Source organism: Haloarcula sp. K1, assembly GCF_001647155.1.
GTDB classification, from domain to species: domain Archaea; phylum Halobacteriota; class Halobacteria; order Halobacteriales; family Haloarculaceae; genus Haloarcula; species Haloarcula hispanica.
Window position 1 is genome coordinate 489,256 of the sequence record NZ_LRHL01000043.1, and the last position, 20,332, is coordinate 509,587.

Annotated in this window: 21 protein-coding genes and 1 tRNA gene; 20 read left to right on the plus strand and 2 right to left on the minus strand. The window is 62.7% G+C overall.

What is annotated here, in order from left to right; translation table 11 throughout:
• Nucleotides 1–119: 119 nt before the first annotated feature.
• The 11 genes from AV929_RS16020 (at nt 120) to flaJ (ending at nt 11,762) form a co-directional block, all read left to right on the plus strand.
• Complete coding sequence (locus AV929_RS16020; RefSeq protein ID WP_064288699.1) at nt 120–602, plus strand: hypothetical protein; 483 nt, start codon at nt 120–122, stop codon at nt 600–602.
• Complete coding sequence (locus AV929_RS16025) at nt 599–2,626, plus strand: hypothetical protein (protein WP_064288701.1); 2,028 nt, start codon at nt 599–601, stop codon at nt 2,624–2,626. The genes AV929_RS16020 and AV929_RS16025 overlap by 4 nt, the downstream gene beginning before the upstream one ends.
• Nucleotides 2,627–2,712: 86 nt before the next feature.
• Nucleotides 2,713–3,072, plus strand: coding sequence for a chemotaxis protein CheY (gene cheY, locus AV929_RS16030; protein WP_004515265.1), 360 nt, complete (start codon nt 2,713–2,715; stop codon nt 3,070–3,072).
• Complete coding sequence (locus tag AV929_RS16035; protein WP_014041338.1) at nt 3,073–4,290, plus strand: chemotaxis protein CheC; 1,218 nt, start codon at nt 3,073–3,075, stop codon at nt 4,288–4,290. It begins immediately after the preceding gene.
• A complete protein-coding gene (locus AV929_RS16040) occupies nt 4,290–4,811 on the plus strand; it encodes a chemotaxis protein CheD (protein ID WP_014041337.1) in 522 nt (173 codons plus the stop codon). The genes AV929_RS16035 and AV929_RS16040 overlap by 1 nt, the downstream gene beginning before the upstream one ends.
• 241 nt (nt 4,812–5,052) lie before the next feature.
• Entirely contained in the window at nt 5,053–6,690 is a 1,638-nt protein-coding gene (locus tag AV929_RS16045; RefSeq protein ID WP_064288703.1) for a FlaD/FlaE family flagellar protein, read from the plus strand.
• Complete coding sequence (locus AV929_RS16050; protein WP_014041335.1) at nt 6,674–7,111, plus strand: flagellar protein F; 438 nt, start codon at nt 6,674–6,676, stop codon at nt 7,109–7,111. Before AV929_RS16045 ends, AV929_RS16050 begins: the two co-directional genes overlap by 17 nt.
• A gap of 1 nt (nt 7,112) precedes the next feature.
• The gene (locus AV929_RS16055; RefSeq protein ID WP_014041334.1) at nt 7,113–7,565 is read left to right on the plus strand and encodes a CARDB domain-containing protein; all 453 of its coding nucleotides are present in this window, start codon (nt 7,113–7,115) and stop codon (nt 7,563–7,565) included.
• The gene (locus AV929_RS16060) at nt 7,562–8,323 is read left to right on the plus strand and encodes an ATPase domain-containing protein (protein ID WP_014041333.1); all 762 of its coding nucleotides are present in this window, start codon (nt 7,562–7,564) and stop codon (nt 8,321–8,323) included. The genes AV929_RS16055 and AV929_RS16060 overlap by 4 nt, the downstream gene beginning before the upstream one ends.
• Nucleotides 8,324–8,337: 14 nt before the next feature.
• Nucleotides 8,338–10,011, plus strand: coding sequence for a type II/IV secretion system ATPase subunit (locus AV929_RS16065; RefSeq protein ID WP_023843417.1), 1,674 nt, complete (start codon nt 8,338–8,340; stop codon nt 10,009–10,011).
• Between the two features lie 2 nt (nt 10,012–10,013).
• Nucleotides 10,014–11,762 (plus strand): archaellar assembly protein FlaJ, encoded by a 1,749-nt coding sequence (flaJ, locus tag AV929_RS16070; protein ID WP_014041331.1) that lies wholly within the window; start codon nt 10,014–10,016, stop codon nt 11,760–11,762.
• A gap of 268 nt (nt 11,763–12,030) precedes the next feature.
• On the opposite strand, the gene AV929_RS16075 is transcribed toward flaJ, so the two are convergent.
• Nucleotides 12,031–13,128 carry an aminopeptidase gene (locus AV929_RS16075; protein WP_050037091.1) on the minus strand — a complete coding sequence of 366 codons (1,098 nt, stop codon included), beginning with the start codon at nt 13,126–13,128 and terminating at the stop codon, nt 12,031–12,033.
• Between the two features lie 244 nt (nt 13,129–13,372).
• On the opposite strand from AV929_RS16075, the gene gnd reads away from it, so the two are divergent.
• Entirely contained in the window at nt 13,373–14,296 is a 924-nt protein-coding gene (gene gnd, locus AV929_RS16080; RefSeq protein WP_255359481.1) for a phosphogluconate dehydrogenase (NAD(+)-dependent, decarboxylating), read from the plus strand.
• Between the two features lie 18 nt (nt 14,297–14,314).
• Here gnd and AV929_RS16085 read toward each other — a convergent pair whose 3' ends face one another.
• The gene (locus AV929_RS16085; RefSeq protein WP_129755612.1) at nt 14,315–14,764 is read right to left on the minus strand and encodes a type IV pilin; all 450 of its coding nucleotides are present in this window, start codon (nt 14,762–14,764) and stop codon (nt 14,315–14,317) included.
• A 145-nt stretch (nt 14,765–14,909) separates the two neighbouring features.
• On the opposite strand from AV929_RS16085, the gene AV929_RS22870 reads away from it, so the two are divergent.
• The 8 genes from AV929_RS22870 (at nt 14,910) to AV929_RS16120 (ending at nt 20,316) form a co-directional block, all read left to right on the plus strand.
• On the plus strand, nt 14,910–15,494 hold the full coding sequence (locus tag AV929_RS22870; RefSeq protein ID WP_014041327.1) for a 2Fe-2S iron-sulfur cluster-binding protein: 585 nt from the start codon (nt 14,910–14,912) through the stop codon (nt 15,492–15,494).
• 49 nt (nt 15,495–15,543) lie between these two features.
• A tRNA-Arg gene (locus AV929_RS16095) sits at nt 15,544–15,616 on the plus strand.
• A gap of 232 nt (nt 15,617–15,848) precedes the next feature.
• Nucleotides 15,849–16,733: an NAD(P)H-binding protein gene (locus AV929_RS16100; protein ID WP_014041326.1), complete on the plus strand. Its 885-nt coding sequence runs from the start codon at nt 15,849–15,851 to the stop codon at nt 16,731–16,733.
• A gap of 43 nt (nt 16,734–16,776) precedes the next feature.
• Nucleotides 16,777–17,679, plus strand: coding sequence for an NAD(P)-dependent oxidoreductase (locus AV929_RS16105; RefSeq protein ID WP_014041325.1), 903 nt, complete (start codon nt 16,777–16,779; stop codon nt 17,677–17,679).
• A gap of 112 nt (nt 17,680–17,791) precedes the next feature.
• The gene (locus AV929_RS16110; RefSeq protein ID WP_064288705.1) at nt 17,792–19,189 is read left to right on the plus strand and encodes a selenium-binding family protein; all 1,398 of its coding nucleotides are present in this window, start codon (nt 17,792–17,794) and stop codon (nt 19,187–19,189) included.
• A 22-nt stretch (nt 19,190–19,211) separates the two neighbouring features.
• Nucleotides 19,212–19,529 (plus strand): 2Fe-2S iron-sulfur cluster-binding protein, encoded by a 318-nt coding sequence (locus AV929_RS16115; protein WP_014041323.1) that lies wholly within the window; start codon nt 19,212–19,214, stop codon nt 19,527–19,529.
• A gap of 107 nt (nt 19,530–19,636) precedes the next feature.
• Complete coding sequence (locus tag AV929_RS21965) at nt 19,637–19,987, plus strand: hypothetical protein (protein WP_155120759.1); 351 nt, start codon at nt 19,637–19,639, stop codon at nt 19,985–19,987.
• Nucleotides 19,984–20,316 carry a hypothetical protein gene (locus AV929_RS16120; RefSeq protein ID WP_014041321.1) on the plus strand — a complete coding sequence of 111 codons (333 nt, stop codon included), beginning with the start codon at nt 19,984–19,986 and terminating at the stop codon, nt 20,314–20,316. The genes AV929_RS21965 and AV929_RS16120 overlap by 4 nt, the downstream gene beginning before the upstream one ends.
• Nucleotides 20,317–20,332: the final 16 nt, after the last annotated feature.

Genomic DNA, 20,332 nt, shown 5'->3' on the forward strand with positions numbered 1-20,332 from the left:
TGTAGGTCATTTCCACAACGACCACCTGCAATCGAGCAGCTATCGCGATGAACAGGGGCAGCAACCTGCCCAACCGACGAGGGATTTAAATCCGGGCACGGCAGTGTGTAGGGTAGATAATGGTCCCGCGCCATCCGCCGACGGCCGTTGCCCTGTTCGTTCTGGTAACGCTCGTCGTGACGGGACCGCTCGTCGGCGTCGACGCTGTCAGGCCACAGCCGACGACTATCGGCGACGGGACGGCGACTGTCAGTTCCGTCCAACTGCCGACGTCGGAATTACGGTTCACGGACGGCCGATTCGGCACGAACGTCGTGTATCTCAGAGTGCCCGATGCCAGCGTGTCCGTCGACTCCGTGACGGGGCGTCCGAGACTGCTGTATCAGGTCGCAGTCCCTGCGCTCGACATCTCCCTCGAAGACGAACAGGTCCTTTCGGACGGTCAGTCCGGGACGTACCGGCTCGCACCCGGTGACAGAGCGGTCACGCCGTCGTCACTGGAGCGGGACGTGTACAGGGGAACCGTCCTGCTTCGGGTCCAGAGCTTCGAAACCGCTGAGACAATCGTTGCTGAAAACGTGACAGTGCAGGTGGAGCAATGATTCGAGACATCGAACGGCTCACTGGCCGCTGTCGCCAGATCGGAACGGCAATCTTCGGTGACCGCTACGGCTATGTCCTCTGGCTCGGCCTGCTCGTGACGTTCGGGCTCTACTGGCGCGTTGGCATTTTCGTCACCGACACGTACACCACTGCCAACGCCCTCGTCGCTGTCTCGAACGGGCACCTCCACATCGTAGAGACGCCGTACTCCCTGACACTCGGCGCGCAACCGGGTCTGCACGAGGCCGGCGGCAGGCTTTACGGACGCAACTACGGCCAGATACTTCTGGCTGTTCCGCTGGTCTGGGCGTTGCAAGCGCTGTCCGTGCTCATTACACCCCGGCTACTGCTCCTTGGACTCTGGTCGGGCACTGCGCTCGTCTTCGTGGCTCACGTCAGCGTGCTCGGACAGCGCCACACCAGTATCACCAAGCGCACAACTCTGTGGGTCGGTAGCGGTCTGGTTGCGGTCCTGTTTCTGATCGGTGCGCTGACAGCGACAGCCCTCCCGGACACTTCGCTCCCAATAGCCGCGTTCCAGATATCGACGATGCTCGCAGCAGCGACGACCAGCGTCGTCCTCTACCGCCTCGTCGGAATCTGGCACGACCGCTCAGTCGCCCTGGCGGCTGGTGTCGCAATCGGTATCGCCTCGTCTGTCGGGTTCTGGGCTTCGCTTCCGAAACGGCACGTTCTGGTAGGGCTATTGACACTGACGACGGTGTATCTGTTCGCTCGGAGCCGAGTTGCGTATGCCGACGCCGAATTTCGGCTCGGGCTGGGTTTTCGTGCCGGCGCGTACATCGCCGCTGGTCTAGTAACCTGGACCCACGCCTTCGAGGGCTTTTTCCTCGTGGTGACGCTGGCTCTCGTAGACCTTGTCACTGCAAGGCGAAACTCGCTTCTCCATCTGGCCGTTGCCGCCCTCGCGCTCTTCCTCGGCTCGCTCCCGATGCTCGTGACGAACTTCCTTATCTCTGGTAACCCGGTCAAACCGCCGCGGTTGCTCTCCGCCGTCGGGGGTGCGAACGTCGAATTCACACCTGAGACCGGCGGCGATGCCGGAACCGGTGGCGGTAGCGGCACTGGCGGCACTGAGGGTGTCGGAACGGACGGTGGGACTGGCGGGGGTTCCGACGGGAGTGATGGCGAGTCTAGTGGTGGCAGTGATTCCACAGGGGCGGACAGTGATACCGGAACGCCGATCATAACACCGATTCTCGGCCTGTTCGACCGGATCATGGGACCTGCGGCCCCCGCGATGGTGTTCGTTTCGGATGCGGTCAGCCGTGGTCTCGACGTCCTGGCTACGCCCGAGCGACTGTCACAGATTTTCCTGCGGAGCGGCTCCGCGCCACAGATCAACTACACCCCGAACTCCTACGAGGCGATCGAACTCACGATGGTCGAGGCCGTCCCGCTTTTCGGCGCGGTCGCGGCACTCCCCGTGGTTCTAGTCCGGTCAGCTGTTCAGCGGATGCGGCAGTGGAATGTCCGTCCGTCGTACTATTCCCCCCGAACCCAGACCGATATGCTCGTTGCGACCCTCGCAACTGTGTTCACGCTCGTCTATCTGAGCCGCCTGCCACTGCACACACAGCTCACTGTTCGATATCTGCTGCCGACGGTCCCGCTGATCATGTACGGCGTCGTTCGGATTCCGGCGGTCCACGAAACCGTCAGCGACGCGAAGCGGTGGCTCGCCGGCGGGTACGCTGCGAGTACAATTGGTGGTCTCCTCATCGGACTCGGCGTCGTTGCCGGACTTGATCTGGCGCTCGGGGAAGCGGTACAGTTCCACGCACTCCTCAATCTCGGTGGTGCTGGTGTCTGTGCTGGGACTGTACTGGGCCGCACACTCGTTCCCGACCGCGTCCCGTCCAGAGTAGTCGCACTGGGTCTGGCGCTCCCGGCGGGGCTGACGACAGCGTACCTCCTCCTCTCGGGGCTCGTGTACTTCCAGTATGGCCCCTTCGCGCTCGATTTCATTCGCGTTCTCACACCGCATCTCCCCGCGGTGTAACTGGGTTTCGGGACCCACCGATATCACACGCGATAATTTACGGGACACCTTTATCTAACTCATCACGATATGTAGGCTTGATAGGCATGCCAGACGTACTGATCGCCGACGATTCAGAGTTTATGCGTAACCTCCTCCGCGAGATTCTCGAAGAAGACCACGAGATTGTTGGGGAGGTCGAGAACGGTGTCGAAGCTGTCGAAGTGTTCAAAGAAGAAGGGCCAGACCTGGTGATGATGGACATCGTGATGCCCATCCGGGATGGCATCGAGGCCACGGACGAGATCAAATCTTCCAATCCCGATGCGAACGTCATCATGTGTACAAGTGTCGGCCAGGAAGAGAAAATGAAGGAGGCAGTGAAAGCGGGGGCTGACGGATACATCACCAAGCCGTTCCAGAAACCCAGTGTGATGGAGGCCATCGAGGACGTCGTCCCCTCATAGATGAACGTCGATATTCAGTCGCTCGGTACGTTCAACCAACTCGCTCACGAGGGGGCCGAACAGGCCACGCAGTCGATGGGCCAGATGACGGGCATCGATGCCGTCGTCGACGTAACCAAGATAACGCTGCTCGACAGAGCAGATGTCGGCGAGGAACTGGCCGGCCGCGACTTCGTCGGCGTCCAGTTCTCTTTCGATGGCGTTCTGGAGGGCGATACCGTTCTTGCCTTCGACGTAGACAGCGCCGGCACGATCACCGAGGAGATGATGCCCGGTAGCAGCGACGACGAGGCGATGGCCAGGAGTGGCATCGAGGAGATCGGCAACATCATGATGAGCGGTTTCATCGACGGTTGGGCCGACTACGTCGGTGCGACCATCGACCACTCGCCGCCGGAGTACATCGAGGAGTCCGGCGGTGACGTGCTTCCCGATGCACCCGAGAACGGCGACCACCAGCAGGTGTTCGTGTTCAAATCGGAGATCGAATGGATCGACGAGTCGGTGAACTTCTACATCTACATGCTCCCTGAGTACGAAGCGCTCACGGAGATGATGATGGACCACGTCGACACGGACGGCGACGCCATCCCCATCGACAAGCTCCAGACGTTCAACGAGATGACGACTAGCGGCACCCAGAAAGCCGCTGACAACGTCGAGATGATGACCGGCATCCCGACCGAGTCGGAGGTGACTCAGATCAGTTTCGCCCCCATCGAGGACGTGCCAAAGCAGATCGGCACGGACACGTTCGTCGGGACGGTCGTCGAGTTCACCGGGACGCCCAGTGGCTACCTCATGGTGCTGTTCGACGAGGTCTCCGCGATCAACGTCGCAGAGGCGATGATGCCCATCGAGATGGACAGCGACGAGCTAACCGACCAGCACAAGGCCGCCATCGAGGAACTGGGGAACATCATGACGAGCGGGTTCGTCGACGGCTGGGCGAACGTCCTCCAGACGTCAGTCGAGCACACGCCGCCGCGGGTCGTGCACGACATGGGGCGGGCGATTATGGACCCGCTGGCGGCGCAGGTCGGACAGTATCAGGAGCACGCGTTCATCATCGACTCCCAGATGCGGACCGACGACATCGAATTCCAGGCTGAGATTCACGCCCTGCCCAACGAGAAAGAGTTACGCGCCGCCCTCGACGACCTCGATGTCGAGCGGGCGACCGAGACGGGCGCGGACGTCGAACAGATATTCAAATAATGAAAGTATACGATGGTAGCCAAACAGAGAGTCCCGAACAAAGTACGCCCGAGCGTATCAAAGTCGGCATCGCGGAGTACAAGGTGACCACAGAGCCGGCTGTGCTGACCACGAGCGGGCTGGGCTCCTGTATCGGTATCGCGGTATACGACACCCGTAACACGGTGGCCGGGCTCGTTCACGTCATGCTTCCGTCGGCGGCTGATATCGACGGCGGCAACCATGCGAAGTTCGCGGACACGGGCATCGAAGTGCTCATCGAGGCCATGGCGGATGCCGGGGCGTCGACGGAGGCGATGGAGGCCAAAATCGCCGGCGGGAGCGATATGCTCGACTTCTCCGAGAACGGCTCCTCTATCGGTTCGCGAAACGCCAAGAAGGTGCGCGAGACGCTGGATGCACACGGCGTTCCCGTTGTCGGCGAAGACCTGGGTGGCGACCACGGCCGGTCCGTCAAACTAGAAGCGGACACCGGCAATTTCATCGTCAAAAGCGCGAACACGGATTCGATAACGCTGTGACGTCTGCGAGCAGGACTCGTGCGCGACTCCGGACGTCAGACGGGTGACTGCCGTTCGTCTGCCGGGGGCGCACTGACACACTCTGTTCCCCGATCTTCCGTCCGAAATTAATCTGAAATGTAATGGGCTAGTACTTGAATAGTTAATTTACTGTATCTGAGCCGGGAAAATGGGATATTATTATCAAATATGATACGCTAAGGGGAATATTCAAGAGTAGAAACAGCATGAGATACAAGAGATGAGTAGTCTCGCTCTCGTGCCGCTGGCTCCAGCCGTCTCACCGGAACTGGTTGGACTGGCACCCGCCCTCTTTGTCTTGCTGACCGGCGGGCTGGTCGGTATGAGCATCAAGAATATGTTCGATTCGATCCTGTCGGACGACGAGAGCGGGGATGCGAGCGAGGACGGCGGTGGCGGCGAGATGGCCGACGGCGGCGGTCTGATGGCTGACGACGGCGGTGGCGGCGACGACCTCGGCGGTCTGGGTGGGCTCGACGACGGTGGCGACGACATGGGTGGGTTCGGTGACGACGAGTTCGGCGACATGGAAGACGCGAGCGGACCCGACACCGACGAACTGGAACACCGTCTCGACGAACTGGAAAACGAGGTCGGTAGCCTCTCTTCGACGGTCAACACGGTTCGGACAGAAAACGAGAGCATCTCCGAGTCCGTCGAAGAGACCGAGGAGAACGTCCGGAAGCTGCTCGATATCTACGAGATGGTCACCCGTGGCGTCAACCCCTTCGCCGACGACGTCGACGGCGGTATGGGCGGCATGGGCGAAGGCGGCGGCTCTTTCGGCCTGTTCGACGACGACGGGAGCGACGATACAGAGGAGGACATCGACGACGACGTCGCCAACGCCGACGCAGAGGGCTTTTTCGACGAAGACCTGACGGAGGACACTGGCGGCGACATGTCGATGGACGACGGCGGTGTCGACGACATGTTCCCCGACGACGGTGGCGACGACATGGGCGACTTCGAGGACGACGGCGGGTCGTTCGACGAGGAGTTCGACGACTTCGACGACACGGAGGACGACATGAGCATGGACGACGGGGAGAGTATGGACGAGGACAGCGACGACGGCGACGGCGGCAAATCGTTCGCAGAGCTCAAAGACGAGTACGAGTCCGGCGACGCCGAGTGGGCCGAGGGCGAGGAACCCGAGGAAGAAGCGGACGACGACGATGACCTGCTCGGCGAAGGCGATGACGACCTGCTGGGCGAGGAGGACGATATGCTGGGCGAGGAGGATTCGGACGACGATATGGGCGGGCTGGAAGACGACGACCTCTTCGACGAGGTCATCGAGGACGACGGGAGTGACGAGGCCGAGGCGGCTACGGAAGCCGAACCGGAACCGGAGCCAGAGCCGGAACCCGAGCCAGCCGTGGAACCGGAGCCCGAGCCCGAGCCGGAACCGGAGCCCGAGCCAGAGCCGACCGCCACGCAAACGGACACGGCAGCCGCCGGCAGCGGCGATGAATCAACGGTAGACGACGGCTCGGATGCGGACGCGGACGACGACGGGAAACCGTACCTGGCGACGATGCCGGAAGGGTTCGCGGCGGACCTCATCATCGTCGAGTGGCTCGAGTTCCTGGTCCAGCACTCGGGCTACCGCGAGACGGCTCGCGCTATCGACTACTACGAGACTATCGACTGGATCGACGAGTCGGTCGCGGACCAGCTCAAGGAGTACCTCCGCGGCTTCAACGACGTGAACGACACCGGGGATGGGCTGTCTATCGACCACCACACGGAGAGCCTGCACTACATCTCGCAGCTTGACAGTGACAGCGGGGCTGACGCCGTTGCGCTCTCGAAACTGGTCGGTGGAGGTGGTTCCGATGGGATTCAGCGTTAGCGGCTCGGCAGCCGTCATCTTCGTGGCCGCGTTCATCGGCTTCGGAATGTTCTACTCCGCGACCGCGAACAGCTTCGAGCGCGTCAACGACGCTCGCGAGGACCAGCGAGACCAGCTGCTCGACCAGCAAAACACCGACATCTCGCTTGTCTCGGCGACATGGAACGCGAGCGGCAGCGAGAATCTCGTCGTGACCGTCGACAACACCGGCTCCGAGACGCTGTCGGTCGAAGCAACCGACCTGCTGGTCGACAACGACTATCAGGCGGGCTATGACACGACCGTTGACACCGACCCCTCGACGGATATCTGGGCGTCACAGGAACGGTTAGAGATTACCGTCACCTCACTCAGTAGTCAACCCGACCGGGTGAAAGTCGTCACCGAGAACGGCATCGCCGAAACGATGGTGGTGAGCTAACATGGCGAGCGTTTCCGTCTCTCACCTGATCCTGTTCATCGCGTCGATGGCTATCGCCGCGAGCGTGGCCGGCGTCTTTACGAGCAGTATCGGCGAGCTGAGCAACGCTGTCTCGGAACAGGGGCTGGACGTGAGCAGCGACGTTCGGACCGATGTCGAAATCATCTCCGACAGCGGCAGCAACACCATCTATGATAACGGCGCAAACACAATCACGATTCACGTCAAAAACACCGGCTCAGAGACGTTAGCGCCAGTCCCCGGGCAGATAGATGTGTTCGTCGATGGGGCCTTCACCAGTGACTACACGGTGACGCTGGAGCCGGACGGCGGTAACAGCTGGCGGCCCGGTGAAGTCGTTCGCATCGACATCAACGGCAACCTTGACGGTGGCGACCACCGCCTCAAGCTGATTGTCAACGGCGACGAGGAGGTGTTCGAGTTCAACACATGAGTATCGCAAGTACTGACCTATTCTCGCTCGGACTGGACGATCACGACCGACTGAACAAGGAACTGGGCGGCGGTATCCCGCCCGGCAGTATCATCCTCGTCGAGGGTGACTACGGGGCCGGCAAATCCGCCATGAGCCAGCGGTTCACCTACGGCCTTTGTGAGGAGGGCCACGAAGTGACCTACCTCTCGACGGAACTCACCGTCGGGAGCTTCCTCGACCAGATGCACTCGCTGTCGTATGACATGGTCGACCACATCCTCGACGAGGACGTGCTGTTCCTGCACGCCGACATCGGCGAGTCGAACGCGCTCACCGGCGGTGACGAACAGTCCGAGCGGAAGGAACTCCTCAAGCGGCTGATGGAGGCTGAAGTGATGTGGGACGCCGACGTCGTCGTCATCGACACGTTCGACGCCATCCTCCGGAACGACCCCAAGTTCGAAGCCCTCGTTCGGCAAAACGAGGAGCGACAGGCCGCACTGGAGGTCATCTCCTACTTCCGGGACGTCATCTCACAGGGCAAATGCATCATGCTCACCGTCGACCCGTCGACGCTGGACGAGGAGGCTATCGGTCCGTTCCGGGCCATCGCCGACGTGTTCATCGAACTGGAGATGATCGAGGTCGGCAACGACGTGCGCCGGCAGATCAACGTCCTCCGATTCGCCGGCATGGGCGAACAGGTCGGTGACACCATCGGGTTCTCGGTCCGCTCGGGAACCGGCATCGTCATCGAATCGCGCAGCGTCGCCTAGAGGTGATATAAGATATGACAGACCACGGACGTGCGAAACCGTCGGACGAACTTCGGCAGATGGCAGCGCGGCGGCCCCACCTGCGGGACCACCTGAAGAAGTTCAAGCAGATCACCGGTGAGTTCCCAATGCTCATCGACGAGGCCGACGACGAGTACGAGACGAACCGGCCGAACGTGCTCTACCCGGTCGGCGGCCCCATCTTCTGTCATATCTACGGCGACGTGGGCCAGGACATGAAGTACTACGCCATCGAGCCGGAACTCGACGAGGACGAGCGGGCCGTCTTCGGCAAGGTCCGGAACCGCCTGCTCCAGCGCAGCGTCAACAAGCCCGCGCCCGAAAACGAGGCCCAGTTCGACGACCGTATCGAGGAACTCCTGCAGGAAACCACCAAAGTCCGAGACGAAGACAGCGACAGCGGCGTCCTCACGCGCCTGTCGAACCTGACCGACGTGAACAGCGTCGAGGTCACACAGGAGACCTACGAGAACATCCTCTACCGGCTGAACCGCGACATCGTCGGCCTCGGCCCGCTCGAACCGGTCATGCGCGACCCGGCCAACGAGGACATTCACGTTATCGGCCGCAGCGAATGTCACGTCGACCACGGGGTCTACGGGATGCTCGAAACCACTGTCGAGTGGCAGAGCGAGGAGGCCTTCGACCAGTGGCTCCGCAACATGGGCGAACGGATGGGTGACCCGGTCTCTGACTCGGACCCTATCGTCGACTCGACGCTGCCGGACGGGTCGCGTCTGAACCTTATCTACTCCGACGACGTGAGCCTCAAAGGCCCGTCGCTCACCATCCGTCAGGGCGACGACGTTCCGCTCTCGATTTTCCAGATTACCAAGTGGATGACGCTGTCGCCGCAACTGGCCGCGTATCTCTGGCTCTGTCTGGAGAACGAACAGACGGTGTTCGTGGTCGGGGAGACGGCGTCCGGGAAGACGACGACGCTGAACGCCATCACCTCGTTCATCCCCGACGACGCGAAGATCTACACCGCGGAGGACACCGCCGAGGTGCTGCCCCCGCACAACACCTGGCAGCAACTCCTCACTCGTGAAGGCGAAGACGAGGGGACCAGTATCGACATGTTCGACCTCGTCGCCGCTGCACTGCGTTCCCGCCCCGACTACATCATCGTCGGGGAGGTTCGTGGTGAGGAAGGACGGATGGCGTTCCAGGCCGCCCAGACCGGCCACCCGGTGATGCTGACCTTCCACGCGAGCGACATCGTCTCGATGATTCAGCGCTTCACCGGCGAACCGATCAACGTCCCCGAGACGTTCATGGACGTGGCCGACGTGGCGCTGTTCCAGAACCGCGTCAAGCAGGGCGATCAGGTCCTGCGCCGCGTGACGAGCGTTCAGGAGATCGAGGGGTACTCGAAGGAGATGGACGGTGTCGTCACCCGGCAGGTGTTCAACTGGGACCCCGTCGAGGACGAGATCATCTTCCAGGGGATGAACAACTCCTTCGTCCTCGAAGAGCAAATCGCGACCCTCCTGGGGTACGAGGACACGCGTGACATCTACGACGACCTCCAGTTCCGTGCTGACATGATCGAGCGGGCCATCCAGGAGGGGATTCTGGGGTATCACGAAGTCAACGACTTCATCTCGGACTTCCAGCGTGACGGCGTCGAAGGGATTCCGTTCAACATCGCCAGGCCTGACTAACGATGGCACAGGGCGAAGCCGAAAGCGGACTCGACCTGACGATATCCGAGACGATCCAGTCGCTCGTGGAGTCCTACCGCCAGATGACGATCCCGCTGGAGCGGTATCTCTTCCTCATCCTGCTACCAGCCGTCGCCTTTTTCGTTATTTCGACGGTCGTCGCCTTGCTGCTGGATCAACCCCTTGCGGTCCGAGCACCGATTCCCCTGCTTGGATTTCTGGTGATGGCGTCGGCGATTTTCTACCCAAAGATCCTCCTGAGCCAGCGCAAACGCGAACTCAACAACCGGTTTCACCTGCTTATCACGCACATGACCGTGCTCGCGACGACGAAAATCGACCGCATGGAAGTGTTCCGAACGCTGGCCGAGGAAGACGAGTACGGCGAACTCGCGATGGAGATGCACCGCATCGTCCAGCTAGTCGACACCTGGAACCTGAGCCTCGACGACGCCTGCCGTCGCCGGGCCAAACAGGTCCCGAGCCGCGCAGTTTCGGACTTCTTCGACCGCCTCGCGTACACGCTCGGGGCCGGACAGGGACTCGACGATTACCTCCTGACTGAACAGGAGCAGATCATCCAGCACTACTCGACGGTGTACAAGAGCTCGCTCGACAGCCTGGAAGTCATGAAGGACCTCTACCTCTCGATGATTCTGTCGATGACGTTCGCGCTGGTGTTCGCCGTCGTCCTGCCGGTGCTGACCGGAACGAACCCGACGATGACCGTCAGCGCCGTCATCGTGATGTTCGTGTTCGTCCAGACCGGCTTCTACCTCGCCATCCGCTCGATGGCCCCCTACGACCCGGTGTGGTTCCACCCGGTCGACTACCCGTCGCCGATCGAGTCCAAACTCAACAAATCGATGGTCGCCGGCGTGGGACTGTCGATGCTGCTCGTGTTCATCACGCTTGGGGGGATGCTCGGCATCTCGCCGATCACGCTGAACGACCTCTTTTTCATGTTCGACGAGGTGCCGCTGCCGCTGTACGCCGCCGCGCCGATCACGCCGATGCTCATCCCCGGCATCGCCTTCCGACAGGAAGAACAGCGCATCAAGGACCGGGACTCCGAGTTCCCGAACTTCATCCGTGCGCTCGGGGCGACCGAGGGCGCGAAGCAGTCGACGACCGGTGCGGTGCTTCGTACCCTCCGCAAGAAGGACTTCGGCGCGCTCTCGCCGAACATCGATAATCTCTACAAACGACTGAATATGCGGATCGAGCCGACCTCTGCCTGGCGCTTTTTTACCGCCGACTGTCGCTCCTATCTCATCCAGACCTTCTCCGAGATGTACCTCATCGGCCGCGAGATGGGTGGATCGCCAAAGCAACTGGGCGAGCTTATCTCCGAGAACATGAATCAGGTGCTACAACTCCGCCAGAAGCGCAAGCAGGCGGCAACGACGCTTGTGGGCCTCCTCTACGGGATGACCGCCGCGTCGACCTTCGCCTTCTTCATCGGCCTGCAGGTCGTCAACATCCTCGCTGATATGTCGCTCAACCTGAGCACCGGGAGCCGGCTCGACGCTGCCTCGCTTATCAACACTAGCGTCTACAACATCCCGCTCATCGAGTTCCTGCTGATCATCATTATCATGTTCGGCGCGATGCTGTCATCGCTGATGATCCGGACCGTTGACGGTGGCCACAACGCCAACACCTACATGCACTTCGTGGTGCTCTCGTGGATCGGCGCAATTACTGGGACGTTTACGAAGTGGCTGGTGTCGCAGTTCCTCTCTATCTAGTACCTTTTTACTTCGTCGCCCTTCCTCGCGGCGCTTCGCGCCGCTGTGGAGGGCTCCTCGCAAAAATCTACGCTAAAAACGACCTCCGAGTCGCGGCCTGCGGCCGCGCTCGGAGTGAAACCGCTCGCTCCGCTCGCGGTACATCACAACAGCATCAGTACAGCCCTCAGCAGGCCTGCCCTCCCCCGGGTCGTGGCACGGAGGCCACTCCCGGCCCACAGCACTGCAACAGCGATTCCCGCCCGACAGCACTGCAGTACCGCGACAGCTACCCTTCGAAGCCGTCTTCCCAGCGGAACAGGCCGTCTTTCTGAATCGTCTCGCCGTCGACTTCGAGCCGCGACCCCTCGCCCATCGTCGTGATGAGGTCCTCGTGGACGGCGCTGTCGTTGCCGGATTCGCCCTCAGGGAGGCAGGCGTCGTACGCGCGCCCGAGCGCGAGGTGGACTGTCCCGCCCATCTTCTCGTCGAAGAGGATGTTGTCGGTGACGCGGTCGACGCCGCGGTTCATCCCGATACCGAGCTCGCCCAGTTGGCGCGAACCGCCGTCGGTCCCGATGATTTCGCCGATGACACCCTCGCCCTGTTCGGCCGCCCAGTCGACGACAACGCCGTCCTTGAACGTCAGCTCGACGTTTTTCACCCGGCGGCCCTGTATCGTCATCGGCACGTCGAAGGTGACGACGCCGGCGGTGTCGTAGGGCGCGGTGAACACCTCGCCGGAGGGGAGGTTGTGGGAGTCGTAGGCCACGCTGGCGGCGGAGTTGACGGCGATACGGCCGTCGATGTACAGCGTGATGTCCGTCCCGTCGGCCACGATTCGGACCTCTTTGCCGTCGTCGAGGATATCCTTCAGTTGGGCCTGCTCCTCCGCCAGCGCCTCCCAGTCCCGGAGCGTTGCGTCGTAGACGAAGTCTTTGTAGTCAGCGTAGGCCATCCCGGCCTGCTGGGCCATCGCCCGCGTCGGGTGCTGGGTCGACACCCAGTCGGTGTCCAGACGGGCCTCCCTGATTGCCTGTCGCGCCGTCGAGTACGCCTGTCGCTGGTCGCTGTCCACGTCGGCCGTCTCGGTAGTGTTCCGCGACCCTTTCAGGAACAGCACGCTGTCGGCCCGTTCGTACAGCGCCAGTTCGTACTCGGGGTTCTCGGTGAATGACCCGTCGTGGGCCCCCAGATAGGCCCGCGTGAGTTCGTCCGACTGGTACGTCGACAGGAGGTTCGCGCCGCGGTCGCCAAGCTGCTCGGCCACGGCGACTGCGAGATCGTGTGCGCCGTCCTCGACAGCCACGACCACGTCGTCGCCCGCGTCGATGCGAGCGCTCCAGTCGACGAGAATCCTGGCGTGTTCGCGTATGCGGTCGTCCATATTCTCACCAAGAGTGGCCGGAACAAAACGGCGGTGGTCCCGGGATTACAACGGACGATGTGATTGTATTCCGTGGATTTTTTGCGTTCCAGAGCCGGAGTATCCGGTGCAGTACGGGACAGGACTCGTGGCAATTGCTGGCTCCCACGACCGCTTCCGAGACGGTCGGCCGGGGCGGTACCATGACTGACGACGGCACGGGTGGTGTTCGTGCCACGCTTTTCTGTCGAACCGCAATCCCTACCTGTTCGGTCAGCGACTCCCCGGTATGGAACTTGGCGTCATCGGACTCGGACGCATGGGCCGAATCGTGGTCGACCGCGTGCTCGAAGCCGGCCACGAGGTCGTCGTCTTCGATATCGACGAGAAGAGCGTCGCCGACGCAGCTGAAGCCGGTGCACAGCCGGCATCGTCCATCGCCGACCTCGCGGCGAAACTCGGCTCGGAGAAACGAATCTGGCTGATGGTCCCAGCCGGGGACCCGGTCGACGCCGCGCTGGATGAACTGGCCCCATCACTGGACGATGACGACATCGTGGTCGACGGCGGTAATTCCTACTTCGAGGACTCGGTTCGCCGTGCCGAGTCGACCGATGCGGCCTACCTCGACTGTGGCACCTCCGGCGGCCCCGCCGGTGCGGAGCTGGGCTTCTCGCTGATGGTCGGCGGCCCGCAGTGGGCCTACGACGAACTGGTTCCCGTCTTCGACGCCGTCGCGACCGGCCCCGACGGCCACGACCGGATGGGGCCGGCGGGGTCGGGCCACTACGTCAAGATGGTTCACAACGGGGTCGAGTACGCGCTGATGCAGACCTACGGCGAGGGCTTCGAACTGCTGGCTAACGGCCGGTACGACCTCGATCTGGAATCGGTCGCAAACACCTGGAACAACGGGGCCGTCATCCGCTCGTGGCTGCTGGAGCTCTGCGAGGAAGCGTTCCGCGAGGAGGGCAACGACCTCGGCGACGTGGCCGACCGCGTCGAAGGCGGGTCGACTGGGACGTGGACCGTGCAAGAAGCGCTCGAACAGGAGGTGCCGATCCCGCTCATCTACCAGTCGTTGGCCGAGCGGTTCGGCTCGCGGGCCGACGACGGCCGCTTCTCGCGCCGCCTCGCCAGCCGCCTCCGATACGGCTTCGGTCGCCACGACGTCCCACGTCGGACGTGAGTGTGCTACCGTATCGCTTCAGAACTCGCTTGCCTGAGCGGTACCCTTTGCGAGCACCGTTGTCTGGTCGTCCCCGTGCCAAACGAGGCTGACTTCAGCTCCGTCTTCGACGCTAACGCGTGACTGGTCGCCGGCGGTCACCTCGCCGTCGTCATCGTCCCACCCCACTGTTCGTCCGTCCGCCACTTCGATAGTGAGTTGCTCCGCACTGATCGTATCACCACCGTCATGTGTCACGACGGCAACGACGCCGTCTGTCGTCTCTTCGTACTCGAACGTGAACGAGGCCTGCGGGGCCACAGCTACGTCGCCGCCACTGCTACCCATGCCCAGTACGAAGGACGCAATTATTGCCGCGACGATGATGATGATCGGAATCAGGATGAACAGGACAGCCACGCCGACGCCCAGTCCGACGAGTACCTTTCCGGCGGTACCGAGATCGTTCCACGAATCTTTTAGTCCCACGACATACTCCATTAATTGATAGTACTAAACACTGTGGAAATTAATCGCCCGTCGCCGGGCACACAGTCGTCTGGTGGCCGGGCCGTTCGCGGGCGGCTGCGGGTGAAACAACAGCTAATTAAACCAGTATTCCATAGCCGGACACATGGTAGAACTCGTTGGACTCGCCGCCGGGGCCACGCTCACCCTGATAGTGGTCGCGCTCCACTACGCCAAAGGGACCGGTTGGGAGGCACCGGAAGACATCTCCCAGGAGGTCCTCGAGCAGCGGGCCGCGACAGTCCCCGAGACGGACTTCCCGGAGCCGTACAACCGCTCTATCGGTGGTGGCGGTGCCACAGCGATTCCGGCTGGTGAGGCCGAAGGCGAACTCGGCGAAGGCGAGGAGGCCGAAGAGGAGGACGAGGGCTTCGACCCCGACGATATCGCCGAGGACGAGGTCGAGTACTACGAGATCGAATTCGCCAAGGAGGGTGAAACGATCGAGGTCGCCAACAACGAGCCGCTCCTCGACGCCGGCGAGGAGGAAGGCTGGGACCTCCCCTATGCCTGCCGCGAGGGCCAGTGTATCTCCTGTGCCGGCCACATCGAGGACGGCCCGGCCGAGGACTACATCCGCCACAGCAACAACGATTCGCTGATGGACGACGACATGGAGGAGGGGTACTGCCTGACCTGTGTCGCGTACCCGACCAGCGACTTCACCCTTGAAACTGGCGAGTCACCTTGACGCTGCGGTTCACAACCGTTAAGACGGACAGTCTGATAGCACTTTTCGTGGGCGGCTAGTTCAGCGGACAGAACGCCTGGTTCCGGACCAGATGGTCGGGGGTTCAAATCCCTCGCCGCCCGCTATTCTGCGAGGAACGGATGTGACGAGCGAATAGCAACACAAGAGCGGTTTGAACCCTGCCAGTCGCGCGCAGCGGAGCGAGCACGTCTGGCTTCGGTTCAAATCCCTCGCCGCCCGCTATTTTGCGGCCACACTGTGACCGATACGTCTCGTCCTACAGCTCTAGACAGCGGCAGGACTGCACGGCAATCGCCGCAACGTCCTTGAGGTTCCGACACAAGGTACGAACACATGCGTGTGCTCGTTATGGGTGCGACCGGATTCATCGGACAGCGACTGGTTCATACCCTGGCCGAAGCGGGCCACGAGGTGGTGGCGTTCTCCCGGAGCGCGAGCGAGGAATCCTTTCCCGACGGCGTCGAGCCGTTCGAGGGCGATCTCGGCGAGCCGGACTCTCTCGATGGCTTCTGTGACGATATCGACGTTGCGTACTACCTCATCCACTCGCTCACGTCCGAGAACTTCGCCGAGCTAGACCGGCGCTACGCCCGTCGGTTCGCTGACTCGGCGTCGGCTGCGGGGGTCGACAGGGTCGTCTATCTCAGCGGTATCAGCGGTGACGAGGAGAATCTCTCACCCCATCTGGCGTCGCGGCGCGAAGTCGAATCGGTGCTCGCAGAAGGGTCGTTCGATCTGACAGTGCTTCGGGCGGCGGTCATCATCGGCCCGGAAAGTGCGAGCTTCCGAATCGTCGACGACCTGACCGACCGCCTGCCGCTGATGCTCGTCCCCAAGTGGGTCCGAACGCCGTGTCAGCCCATCGGCGTCGACGACGCAATCAGCTACCTCGTGGAGCTACTCGGTGCCGACGAGACCCGCGGCGAGACCTACGACATCGGCGGGCCGTCGGTGTGGTCCTACGAGTCGCTGCTGAAACTCACCGCCGCGGAGAAGGGCAAGCGGGTGTTTATCATTGCCGTGCCGGTGATGACGCCGGGCCTGTCCTCGCACTGGCTTCGCTTCACGACAGACGTACAGTACGCCATCGCGCGGCCGCTGGCCGAGAGTATGCGGAACCCGGTCACGGTTGACCCGGAGATGGACCTGCAGGACGTCGTGCCGATTGACCAGACGCCGATCAAGGACGCCGTTCGGCGGTCGCTGATGGCATCGTAGGCCCTGCGGGACTGTTTTGGGGCTGTGCGGTGCAGACGTAGCTATGCCCGAATCGGTCGCCGTTACTGGTGGCAACGGCCGCGTCGGCCAGCACGTCCTCGAACACCTGACTGCAGCGGGGTATCGAACGGTCAACCTCTCCCGTGGGAAACGGGAGGAAGACCATTCGGACGCATACGTCAGGACTGACCTGCTCGATGCGGGCGAGGTCTACGGCGCACTCGCAAAATCCGGCCCCGACGCGGTCGTCCATCTCGGGATGATTCCCACGCCCGACCACACGCCGGGGTACCGGACCTACGAGAGCAACGTCATGTCCAGCTATCATGTGCTGGAGGCGGCCGGCGAACTGGGTGTCGATACGGTTGCCCTGGCGTCGAGTTTCAGCGCTATCGGCGGCGGGTTCGAATCAGACCCCATCACAGTCGACTACCTTCCGATCGACGAGGACCACCGCCTCACGCCGTCGAACCCGTATGCAATGGGGAAACAGGCACTGGAGATCACCGCCGACGGGTTCGCTCGCCGGAGTGCGGACGCCCCGGACACTATCACGTCGCTTCGGCTTCCGTGGGTCGTCGACGACGACCTGGCCAGGGAGACGTTCGTCGAGGCAGACCGGACACTCACCGGGTCTCGGGCGTCACCGCACTTCCACACCCAGCGGAACACGCTGTACGCGTACGTCCACACCACCGACGCCGTTCGGCTCGTTGAGCGGGCCGTCGCGGCGTCGTTCGACGGCCACGAACGCGTCTGGGTCTCGGCACCAGATACGAGCGCCGAGACGCCGAGCGCCGAACTCGCGGCGGAACTGTACCCTGATGCTGACTACCGGGGGCCGACAGCCGACGACGAGAACCCGTATGCGACGCTCATCGACACGACGAAAGCCGAGCGGCTGCTCGACTGGGAGCCGACTTGGAGCTGGCGACAACTGGCGTGAAGTCAGCGGCGGCCCGCGCATCGATCCGGACGCCGCCATTACCACGCCGCATGTAGCGGCCGTTTCATCCGGAACACGTTGCTAAAATGTAATGTGTATGTAACTAACAAGCATGAGTGACGCCGAACAGCCGTCAGAGAGCGAGACACACGACCATCACGAGCATCACGACCACGAGGGGCCGGGCTATGCCACCCCGCAGGCGGCCATTGAGGAGGCCGAGCGCGAACGGACCGCCTACGTGATGGGCCTCCACGTCGGTCAGGACGTCGACGCGCCGGACTTCCTGGCCGTCGTCGACGTAGACCCCGACTCAGACACGTACAGTGAAATCATCAACCGGGTCGAGATGCCGAACAAGGGCGACGAACTCCACCACTTCGGGTGGAACGCCTGCTCGTCGTCGTGCCACATGGAGGGGTTGGAGCGCCGACACCTCGTCATTCCCGGCCAGCGCTCCTCGCGCATCCACATCGTCGACACGAAGGAGCGCCGCGACCCCGAACTGACGAAAGTCATCGAACCGGAGGCGGTGTACGACCACGACCTCTCCGCGCCCCACACCGTCCACTGCATCCCCGACGGTGAGATTCTCATTTCCATGCTCGGCGATGCCGACGGCGACCTCCCTGGCGGCTTTCTGGAACTGAACGACGACTTCGAGGTGCAGGGCCGATGGGACCCGCCCGGCGAGATCGAGATGAACTACGACTACTGGTACCAGCCCCGCCAGAACGTGATGCTGTCGACGGAGTGGGCGGCCCCGAAGACGTACTACCCCGGCTTCGACCTGGACGATGTCGAGGACGGCAAGTACGGCCAGCGGCTCAACTTCTGGGACTGGGAGGCCGGCACCGTCGAGCAGACCATCGACCTCGGCGAGGACGGCCTGATTCCGCTAGAGGCCCGCTTCCTGCACACGCCCGAGAGCACGCACGGCTACGTCGGCGCGGCGCTATCCTCGAATATCATCCATTTCCATGAATCGGATGGCGAATATCACGCCGAGCCGGTCATCGAGTTCGACGACCGCGAACACGAGGGGTGGGACATGCCGGTCCCGGCACTGGTGACGGACATCCTCATCTCGATGGACGACCGCTACCTCTTCGGGTCGAACTGGCTCCACGGCGAGGTGTGGATGTACGACATCTCGGACCCGTCGAACCCCCGAAAAGCCGATTCCATCTCTATCGGCGGCTACTTCGGCGACATCGAGCAGGTCCAGGGTCGCGATATTGTCGCCGGGCCGCAGATGCTCCAGCTCTCGCTCGACGGCGAGCGGCTGTACTGGACGACCTCACTGTTTTCGTCGTGGGACAACCAGTTCTTCCCCGAGGAGGCCGAGCAGGGGTCGGTGATGCTCAAAGCCGACGTAGACCCGCGGACGGGGACGATGTCGCTGGACCGGGATTTCCTCGTGGACTTCGGCGACCTACCCGAAGGCCCTGCTCGCGCCCACGAGATCCGGTGGCCCGACGGCGACTGTACCAGCGACGTGTGGCAATGAGGACGATGCGACTGGGCGGCCGATGACCGAGGTCCTGCTGGACTGGCGGGACAGCGACCGGACGGAGACGGTTTCGGTGCCAGACGGCGAAACGATACTCGACGCCGCGGAGGCCGCGGATATCGGGCTGCCGTTCGGCTGTCGAACCGGAGCGTGCGGGACCTGTACCGCTCGCCTGCTGTCCGGCGACGTGGTCCATCACCGCCCGCCGCGGGCGCTCAAAGAGCAGCATCTGGCGGACGGCTACGTCCTGCTCTGTGTCGCCGAGCCGACGACCGACGCGCACCTCGCCGTCGGCGCGACGGTACAGGCCGAACTGGTGCCGAACCCCTGGAAGTAACCAGCACCGATTCCACTCAGCCCGACAGCGCTTGCTGGAGGGTTTGTCCCAGAAACCCGATAGCTGGAATGACGAACACTGTCGCGTGGACCCAGGCGTCGTAGGTGATGTCGCCAGGCTTGGTCAGGAGAAACAGGCCAGAGGACGATCATCACGACGACCCACAGGACGGTGATGACCAGGAACGGCACGGCGTCCCGGACCGGCTCGGCGACCGCTTCGCGCAGTGTGGCGGACATACCCGGGTAGTCGGACGGAATCGGCAAAAGCGTACCCCGCGACGGTCCGAACCCTGCCGCCGGTTCGATGCAGTCGGTTTCGGCTTCGATGGCCGCCGGCACGTCCGCGACGGCGCTGTCATCGATGCCGTGCCCCGGACAACGGCGCACCGGACCGCTGACCGGCCAGCTATCGGGAGCCGATTTTATGTATCCTCTCCAGCCATCTCCCAGATATGACCTTCCTCCCGGTTGTTGTCGCCCTGTTCGTGTCGCCGTCCGTCACCGCGCTGGTGTACGCCGACGCCAGGCGGCGCGACCTGTCCCAGCGGTACTGCACCGCCGCCGCCTCCGCCGTCGGTCTCGCCAGTTTCGGCGGGTTTCTCGCCGCGAGTGTCCTCGGTAGCGGGCTCCTTTCGGCGTTCTACCGCCTGTTGGACCGGCCGGTCATAGCCGTCACGCCGCTCGACCTCCTTTTCTCGCTGCTCTTCTTCGGACTCGCAATCACTGCAGTCGCAGTTCTGGGATACGGGTTCGCCAGCCGGTACGGCCCGCTCGCCCCTTCGTAATTGCTTCATCGGCCGC

Excerpts from the sequence above, each read along its gene's own strand:
- AV929_RS16020 (WP_064288699.1), top strand. The coding sequence starts at position 120 with ATGGTCCCGCGCCATCCGCCGACGGCCGTTGCCCTGTTCGTTCTGGTA.
- AV929_RS16025 (WP_064288701.1), top strand. The coding sequence starts at position 599 with ATGATTCGAGACATCGAACGGCTCACTGGCCGCTGTCGCCAGATCGGA.
- cheY (WP_004515265.1), top strand. The coding sequence starts at position 2,713 with ATGCCAGACGTACTGATCGCCGACGATTCAGAGTTTATGCGTAACCTC.
- AV929_RS16035 (WP_014041338.1), top strand. The coding sequence starts at position 3,073 with ATGAACGTCGATATTCAGTCGCTCGGTACGTTCAACCAACTCGCTCAC.
- AV929_RS16040 (WP_014041337.1), top strand. The coding sequence starts at position 4,290 with ATGAAAGTATACGATGGTAGCCAAACAGAGAGTCCCGAACAAAGTACG.
- AV929_RS16045 (WP_064288703.1), top strand. The coding sequence starts at position 5,053 with ATGAGTAGTCTCGCTCTCGTGCCGCTGGCTCCAGCCGTCTCACCGGAA.
- AV929_RS16050 (WP_014041335.1), top strand. The coding sequence starts at position 6,674 with ATGGGATTCAGCGTTAGCGGCTCGGCAGCCGTCATCTTCGTGGCCGCG.
- AV929_RS16055 (WP_014041334.1), top strand. The coding sequence starts at position 7,113 with ATGGCGAGCGTTTCCGTCTCTCACCTGATCCTGTTCATCGCGTCGATG.
- AV929_RS16060 (WP_014041333.1), top strand. The coding sequence starts at position 7,562 with ATGAGTATCGCAAGTACTGACCTATTCTCGCTCGGACTGGACGATCAC.
- AV929_RS16065 (WP_023843417.1), top strand. The coding sequence starts at position 8,338 with ATGACAGACCACGGACGTGCGAAACCGTCGGACGAACTTCGGCAGATG.
- flaJ (WP_014041331.1), top strand. The coding sequence starts at position 10,014 with ATGGCACAGGGCGAAGCCGAAAGCGGACTCGACCTGACGATATCCGAG.
- AV929_RS16075 (WP_050037091.1), bottom strand. The coding sequence starts at position 13,128 with ATGGACGACCGCATACGCGAACACGCCAGGATTCTCGTCGACTGGAGC.
- AV929_RS22870 (WP_014041327.1), top strand. The coding sequence starts at position 14,910 with ATGGTAGAACTCGTTGGACTCGCCGCCGGGGCCACGCTCACCCTGATA.
- AV929_RS16100 (WP_014041326.1), top strand. The coding sequence starts at position 15,849 with ATGCGTGTGCTCGTTATGGGTGCGACCGGATTCATCGGACAGCGACTG.
- AV929_RS16105 (WP_014041325.1), top strand. The coding sequence starts at position 16,777 with ATGCCCGAATCGGTCGCCGTTACTGGTGGCAACGGCCGCGTCGGCCAG.
- AV929_RS16110 (WP_064288705.1), top strand. The coding sequence starts at position 17,792 with ATGAGTGACGCCGAACAGCCGTCAGAGAGCGAGACACACGACCATCAC.
- AV929_RS16115 (WP_014041323.1), top strand. The coding sequence starts at position 19,212 with ATGACCGAGGTCCTGCTGGACTGGCGGGACAGCGACCGGACGGAGACG.
- AV929_RS21965 (WP_155120759.1), top strand. The coding sequence starts at position 19,637 with ATGTCGCCAGGCTTGGTCAGGAGAAACAGGCCAGAGGACGATCATCAC.
- AV929_RS16120 (WP_014041321.1), top strand. The coding sequence starts at position 19,984 with ATGACCTTCCTCCCGGTTGTTGTCGCCCTGTTCGTGTCGCCGTCCGTC.